The organism is Streptomyces sp. 8L, from assembly GCF_020176795.1.
Lineage (GTDB): Bacteria > Actinomycetota > Actinomycetes > Streptomycetales > Streptomycetaceae > Streptomyces.
Window position 1 is genome coordinate 1 of sequence record NZ_JAIUKE010000549.1, and the last position, 7,052, is coordinate 7,052.

Genomic DNA, 7,052 nt, shown 5'->3' on the forward strand with positions numbered 1-7,052 from the left:
CACTGGGGGGGGGGGGGGGGGGGGCGGGGGAGGCTGGTAGCGCGGTGCGCGAAGCGGTGTGCCGTGTGCCGACGCCCCGGACGGTGTCCGTCAGAGCCGGACGTGGCGTGGTGGCCGTGCCGTCGCCGCGCGGCGTGCACGAGGTAGCGCCGTCCCGGCCCGGCCGTGGCGGTACCCCGCTTGGAGGCGTGAGATGCCTGAAGTCACCGATCCTTATCCGCCCGGGACGCCCTGCTGGATCGACCTCATGGTGCCCGACCAGCAGGCGGCGCTCGATTTCTACCGGGACCTGTTCGGCTGGCAGGGCGAGGTGGGGCCGGAGGAGTACGGCGGATACTCGATGTGCACCCAGCGGGGCATGCCGGTCGCCGGGATCATGCAGTCCACGGCCCCGGACGGCCAGCCGCCCCCGCCAGCCGGCTGGACGACGTACTTCGCGAGCGCCGACATCGGCAGCACGGAGAGCCGGGTCGTGGACGAGGGCGGCGCGTTGCTGGTCCCGCCGATGCAGGTCGGCGAGATGGGCTGGATGATGGTCGGCGCGGACCCGCAGGGCGCGGTGTTCGGGCTGTGGCAGGGCAAGGAGTTTCCCGGAGCGGGGATCGTCAACGAGCACGGTGCGCTGATCTGGAACCAGCTGATCACGACCGAGATCCCGGCGGCGGCGGAGTTCTACCACGCGCTGGGCATGGAGTGCGAGCCGATCCCGGACATGCCGGGGTTCACGGCCTTCAAGGTCCAGGGCCACACCGTCGGCGGTGTCCAGGACATGCACAACATGGACCCCGGCATTCCCCCGCACTGGCTGGTGCACTTCGCGGTGGACGACACCGACAGCACGGTCGACGCGGCGGTCCACGCGGGCAGCACCCTGAGGGTGCCGGCGTTCGATCTGGAGAAGGTCGGCAGGCTGGCCGTGCTCCAGGACCCGCAGGGCGCCCTGTTCGCCGTGATCGCCTCGACCGGGCAGACCGGCTGAGGCCGCAGGGGGCGCGACCCGCGGGGGGCCCGGCGGGGGGGGCGTGTTCCCGCTGGTTTCCCGCTCGGTGCGCCCGTTGTTCATGGGCGAGATGTTTGATCCACAGCCAACCCGGGTTATCCACAGGCTTGTTGGCATTGCTGTGGACAACCCGCCCTCTCTGTGGGGGGTTTGGGGGCCCACGGCGCGTCCGGTCCTGGCTCGCGCCGTCGTCACAGGGGCGGTTGTGTCCTGGCGATCGCCGCGCGCGTGCCGCGCGACAGCCGGGCGAGTACGCGCAGGCTGTGGGCCTCGGGGGTGACGGGGACGACCGCCTCGTTGCGTACGACCGCGCGCAGTACCGCGTCGGCGACGCGCTCCGGCGGATAGTCGCGCAGCCCGTACAGCCGGGTCGTGCGGTGCCTGAGGCGCTCCTGCTCCTCGGCGCTCACGCCGGTGAAGCGGGCCGCCTCCGTGATGCCGGTCCGCACGAAGCCGGGGCAGACGGCCGAGACGCCGATGTCCCGTTCGGCCAGTTCCGCCCGCAGGCACTCGCTGAGCATGAGGACGGCCGCCTTCGACGTGCTGTACGCGGGGAGCGCGCGTGAGGGCTGGAAAGCGGCGGCGGACGCGGTGTTGACGATGTGCCCGCCCTGTCCGCGCTCGGCCATCAGCGCCCCGAAGAGCCGGCAGCCGTGGATGACCCCCCAGAGATTGGTGTCGAGCACCGTGCGCCAGTCCTCGGCCGTGGTGTCGAGGAACGGGCCCGAGAGCCCGACGCCCGCGTTGTTGACCAGGACGTCGGGCACGCCGTACGCCTTCTTGACCCGGGCCGCGAGGTTCTCCATGGCCCGCTCGTCGCCGACGTCCGCCTGCTCCGGCCAGGCCTCGCGCGCGCCCGCGGCCCGCGCCTCGTCGGCGGTCCGCCCGGCGCCCGGGGCGTCGATGTCCACCGCGACGACGCGTGCGCCGGCCCGTGCGAAGGCGAGGGCGGTGGCCCGGCCGATACCGCTCGCCGCTCCGGTCACCAGGACCAGCCGGCCGGCGAAGCGGGCCGCCCCCGGGGCCCCGGCGCGCCCGGCCACCCGGATGGCGGCGTTCCGTTCCGGGGCGTTCCGGTCCGGGGTGGCCTGGACGGTGGCGTCCGCGTCAGGCGTGTTCCGGTCCGGAGCCGGCTCGCGCTCCCGGTCGGTGACGAAGTCCGCGATCCAGGTGGCCAGTTGGTCGGGCCGGGTACGCGGGAGCCAGTGCTTCCCCCGTACCGTGCGGCGGGTCAGGCGGGGCGCCCAGCGGTCCAGGTCGTCGTAGAGCCGTTCCGAGAGGTAGGGGTCGTCCGTCGGCACGATGAGCTGCACCGGCACATGGGCGTACGCGTCGGGGCGCGGACGGCGCACGCGCGCGCGGACGTTGTCGCGGTAGAGCCAGGCGCCGTTGGCCGCGTCCTCGGCCAGGGTGGGCGCGGGGTACCCGGTCTCCTCGGCGCCCCCGCCGCTCTCGGCGCCGCCTTCGGCCGGTGCCGGCAGGTTCTCCGCGCGGCGCAGCAGGGCGGGCCAGCGCCGCCCGAGCGGGCCGCGCCAGGCGAGTTCCGGGAGGGCGGGGGTGTGCAGGGCGTAGACGTACCAGGAGCGCGCACCCTGGCCAAGGAATTGCGCGGCGGCGCGCGGGGACCGTTCGGCGGCCCGGTCGCGCAGCCAGTGCCCCAGGTGGTCGAGGGACGGCCCCGACAGCGAGGTGAAGGACGCGAGGCGGCCCCGGGTGCGGGGGCTCGTGGCGAACTCCCAGCCCTGGACCGAGCCCCAGTCGTGGCCCACGAGGTGGACAGGACGCCGCGGGCTGACGGCGTCGGCGAGGGCGAGGGAGTCGTCGGTGAGGAAGTCGAGCGTGAAGCCGCCCCTGAGCGGGTGGGGCGCGGCGGAGCGGCCGTGGCCGCGTACGTCGTACAGGACGACGTGGAAGCGCGGCGCGAGGCGCCGGGCCACCGGCGTCCACACGGCCTTGGTGTCGGGGTAGCCGTGCAGGAGGACGACGGTGGGGCGGTCGGGGCCCGGCAGGCCGAACTCGGCCACGTCCAGGGTGAGACTGCCGGTGCGGACGGTCCTGGAGGTGGGCTCGGGCACCCGTTCAGGCACGGGGCCGGGCACGGAGTCAGGCACAGGGCCGGGCACGGGGTCGGGCACAGGGCCGGGCACGGGTTCCGGCACAGCTTCGGCTGAGGGTTCGGGCGAGGGCTCCGGGGTGGGCCGGTGGTTCGTGGTCATGGTCTGGCGTCGCCTCCAGGGTCGCGCTACGCGCTGGTAGCGTCACGCGGCAGCGCCGGGGGCGTCAAGGGCGGGGCCGTGGGAGCGGCCCGCGTCTCCGCCTTCCGGGCGGCTCCCCGCGGGGGCCCGTACGACCCGAGGCTGATGCCGGGACAGGCAGCAGGTCTGACGACCGGATCGCGCCGCGCCGATAGCGTCTGTGACGTGACTTCTGTGATTGCGACCGAAGGTCTGAGCAAGCGGTTCCCCCGGGTGACCGCGCTCGACCGGCTCTCCCTGGACATCGGAGCCGGTGTAACGGGACTCGTCGGTGCCAACGGCGCCGGCAAGTCCACGATGATCAAGATTCTGCTTGGTCTCTCGCCCGCGACGGAGGGCCGGGCCGCCGTGCTCGGGCTCGACGTGTCGACCAGCGGCGCGGCCATCCGGGAGCGTGTCGGCTACATGCCGGAGCACGACTGCCTCCCGCCGGACGTCTCCGCCACCGAGTTCGTCGTCCACATGGCGCGGATGTCCGGGCTGCCGCCCACCGCCGCGCGGGAGCGCACGGCGGACACGCTGCGCCACGTCGGCCTCTACGAGGAGCGCTACCGTCCCATCGGCGGCTACTCGACCGGCATGAAGCAGCGCGTCAAGCTCGCGCAGGCGCTCGTGCACGACCCGCAGCTGGTGCTGCTCGACGAGCCGACCAACGGGCTCGACCCCGTCGGACGCGACGAGATGCTCGGCCTCATCCGCCGCGTGCACACCGACTTCGGCATCTCCGTGCTCGTCACCTCGCACCTGCTCGGCGAGCTGGAACGGACCTGCGACCACGTCGTCGTCATCGACGGCGGCAAGCTGCTGCGGTCCAGTTCCACCAGCGACTTCACGCAGATGACCACGACGCTCGCCGTCGAGGTCACCGACTCCGACGCGTACCCCGACGGCACCGGCGCCCTGCGCGACGCGCTGTCCGCGGCCGGGGTGACCCTGCTCGCCGCGAGCGAACAGGGCTTGCCGGGCGCCGGGCACGTCCTGCTCGTCGAGGCGACGGGCGAGGAGATCCACGACACCGTCCGGGACACCGTGGCGCACCTCGGTCTCGGGCTCGTGCGCATGGAGCAGCGGCGCCACCACATCGCCGAGGTCTTCCGGCAGGAGAGGGAGGGAGTTTCCGCATGAGCACGCCCGGCACCCCCAGCGGTACGGTCCCGCCGCCCGGCGGCCCGGCCGGCCCCGGCTCCGGCGGCCCCGGTTCCGGCGGCCCCGGTTTCGGCGGCCCGGCCGGCCCCGGAGGCCACGGCCCCGACGCCACCCGCATCCACAACATCGGGTACCGGAAGTACGAGGGCGCCCGCCTCGGCCGCTCGTACGCCCGCCGTTCCCTCTACACGCAGTCGCTGCGCGGCACGTTCGGCCTCGGCAGGTCGGGCAAGTCCAAGGTCCTGCCGATGATCCTCTTCGCCGTGATGTGCCTGCCCGCGGCGCTCATCGTCACCGTCGCGGTCGTGACGCACGCGAAGAGCCTCGGCGTCGGCTACACGCGCTACGCGATCCTGCTCCAGGCCGTCATCGGCCTCTTCCTCGCCGCGCAGGCCCCCCAGTCCGTCTCGCGCGACCTGCGCTTCCGGACCGTTCCGCTCTACTTCTCGCGCCCCATCGACCGGCGCGACTACGTGCTCGCGAAGTTCGCGGCGATGAGCAGCGCCCTGTTCGTGCTGACCGCCGCGCCCGTCGTGATCCTCTACATCGGCGCGCTGCTCGCGAAGCTGGACTTCGCCGACCAGACGAAGGGGTTCGGCCAGGGGCTCGTGTCCGTCGCCGTGCTGTCGCTGCTGTTCGGCGGCATCGGGCTGGTGCTGGCCGCGCTCACCCCGCGCCGCGGCTTCGGTGTCGCCGCCGTGATCGCCACGCTCGTCATCTCGTACGGCGCGGTCTCCACGGTCCAGGCGATCATCTGGGCCGGCACGCCGAACTCCGCCGTCAGCTGGCTCGGCCTCTTCTCGCCCATCACGCTGATCGACGGCCTCCAGACGGCCTTCCTCGGCGCGAGTTCGTCCTTTCCCGGCGGCACGGGCCCCGGCGCCGGCGCCGGCGTCGTCTACCTGCTGGTCATCGCCGGCCTCGTCGCCGGCTCGTACGGAGTCCTCATGCGCCGCTACCGGAAGGTCGGGCTGTGACCACGATCGAGATCGACCACGCCTCCCGCTGGTTCGGGAACGTCGTCGCCGTCAACGACATCACCATGACGATCGGGCCCGGCGTCACCGGCCTCCTCGGCCCCAACGGCGCGGGGAAGTCCACCCTCATCAACATGATGGGCGGCTTCCTCGCGCCCTCCACCGGCGCCGTCACCCTCGACGGCCGGCCGATCTGGCGCAACGAGCAGGTCTACCGCGAGATCGGCATCGTGCCCGAGCGCGAGGCCATGTACGACTTCCTGACCGGCCTCGAATTCGTCGTGGCGAACGCCGAGCTGCACGGTCTCGGCAAGCGCGAGGCGCACGCCGCGCTGGCCACCGTCGAGATGGAGTACGCGCAGGACCGCGCCATCTCCACGTACAGCAAGGGCATGCGGCAGCGCGTGAAGATGGCGTCCGCGCTCGTGCACAACCCGTCGGTGCTGCTGCTCGACGAGCCGTTCAACGGCATGGACCCGCGTCAGCGCATGCAACTCATGGAGCTGCTGCGGAAGATGGGGGCACAGGGCCGTACCGTCCTGTTCTCCTCGCACATCCTCGAAGAGGTGGAGCAGCTCGCCTCGCACATCGAGGTGATCGTCGCGGGGCGGCACGCCGCGAGCGGCGACTTCCGCCGCATCCGCCGGCTGATGACGGACCGGCCGCACCGCTACCTCGTACGCTCCAGCGACGACCGGGCACTGGCCGCCGCGCTCATCGCGGACCCGTCGACTGCCGGTATCGAGGTGGATCTCGCCGAGGGCGCGCTGCGCGTCCAGGCCGTCGACTTCGGGCGGTTCACGACGCTGCTGCCGCAGGTCGCCCGCGCGCACTCCATCCGGCTGCTGACGGTCTCGCCCTCGGACGAGTCGCTGGAATCGGTCTTCTCGTACCTCGTCACGGCCTGACAGCGGCCCACCCACCGACAAGGAGTGTGAACGCAGACATGTACGACCCCACTGTCGCGCGGCTCACGTACCGCGCCCTGCTGGGCAGGCGCCGGGCCGCGATCCTCTTCGTCCTGCCCGCGCTGCTCATCGTCATCTCGCTGGCCGTACGGATGGTCAGGGGCGCGGACGACGGCATCGCGTCGCAACTGCTCGGCGGCTTCGGCATCGCCACGATGGTGCCGCTGATCGGCGTGATCGCGGGCACCGGGGCGATCGGCCCCGAGATCGACGACGGCTCGATCGTCTACCTGCTGTCGAAGCCGCTGAAGCGCCCCACGATCATCTTCACGAAACTGATCGTCGCGATCGCCGTGACCATGGCGTTCTCCGCGGTCCCGACGCTGATCGCCGGGTTCATCCTGAACGGCAACGGCGGCCGGATCGCCGCCGCCTACACCGTCGCGGCGCTGGTCGCGTCGATCGCGTACAGCGCGCTGTTCCTGCTGCTCGGCACGGTCAGCAGGCACGCCGTCGTCATCGGCCTGGTGTACGCGCTGGTGTGGGAGGCGCTGTTCGGCAGCCTGGTACCGGGCGCGCGGACCCTGAGCGTGCAGCAGTGGGCGCTCGCGCTCGCGCAGCGGATCGCCGGCCAGGACGCCGTGTCGTCGGACGTCGGGCTCACCACCTCGGTGGTCCTGCTGGTGGTGGTCACGGTCGCGGCGACCTGGTACGCGGGCCGGCGGCTGCGGACGCTGAAGCTCGCGGGCGAGGAGTAGCCCGCGGG

The 7,052-nt window shown here is 72.8% G+C and carries 6 protein-coding genes; 5 read left to right on the forward strand and 1 reads right to left on the reverse strand.

Features of this window, described 5'->3' with window-relative positions; genetic code table 11:
* Positions 1 to 193: 193 nt before the first annotated feature.
* Entirely contained in the window at positions 194 to 979 is a 786-nt protein-coding gene (locus LCE31_RS33935) for a VOC family protein (RefSeq protein WP_225021372.1), read from the forward strand.
* A 212-nt stretch (positions 980 to 1,191) separates the two neighbouring features.
* On the opposite strand, the gene LCE31_RS33940 is transcribed toward LCE31_RS33935, so the two are convergent.
* Positions 1,192 to 3,075: an SDR family oxidoreductase gene (locus LCE31_RS33940; protein ID WP_225021374.1), complete on the reverse strand. Its 1,884-nt coding sequence runs from the start codon at positions 3,073 to 3,075 to the stop codon at positions 1,192 to 1,194.
* A gap of 354 nt (positions 3,076 to 3,429) precedes the next feature.
* Here LCE31_RS33940 and LCE31_RS33945 point away from each other — a divergent pair, with 354 nt between their 5' ends.
* Genes LCE31_RS33945 through LCE31_RS33960 form a run of 4 tightly spaced genes read left to right on the forward strand, consistent with a single transcriptional unit; the run spans position 3,430 to position 7,044 of the window.
* Complete coding sequence (locus tag LCE31_RS33945; protein WP_225021380.1) at positions 3,430 to 4,380, forward strand: ABC transporter ATP-binding protein; 951 nt, start codon at positions 3,430 to 3,432, stop codon at positions 4,378 to 4,380.
* Positions 4,377 to 5,378, forward strand: a complete 1,002-nt coding sequence (locus LCE31_RS33950) for an ABC transporter permease (RefSeq protein ID WP_225021375.1) — start codon at positions 4,377 to 4,379, stop codon at positions 5,376 to 5,378. Before LCE31_RS33945 ends, LCE31_RS33950 begins: the two co-directional genes overlap by 4 nt.
* On the forward strand, positions 5,375 to 6,286 hold the full coding sequence (locus tag LCE31_RS33955; RefSeq protein ID WP_225021377.1) for an ABC transporter ATP-binding protein: 912 nt from the start codon (positions 5,375 to 5,377) through the stop codon (positions 6,284 to 6,286). The genes LCE31_RS33950 and LCE31_RS33955 overlap by 4 nt, the downstream gene beginning before the upstream one ends.
* A gap of 38 nt (positions 6,287 to 6,324) precedes the next feature.
* Entirely contained in the window at positions 6,325 to 7,044 is a 720-nt protein-coding gene (locus tag LCE31_RS33960) for an ABC transporter permease (RefSeq protein ID WP_225021379.1), read from the forward strand.
* Positions 7,045 to 7,052 lie beyond the last annotated feature (8 nt).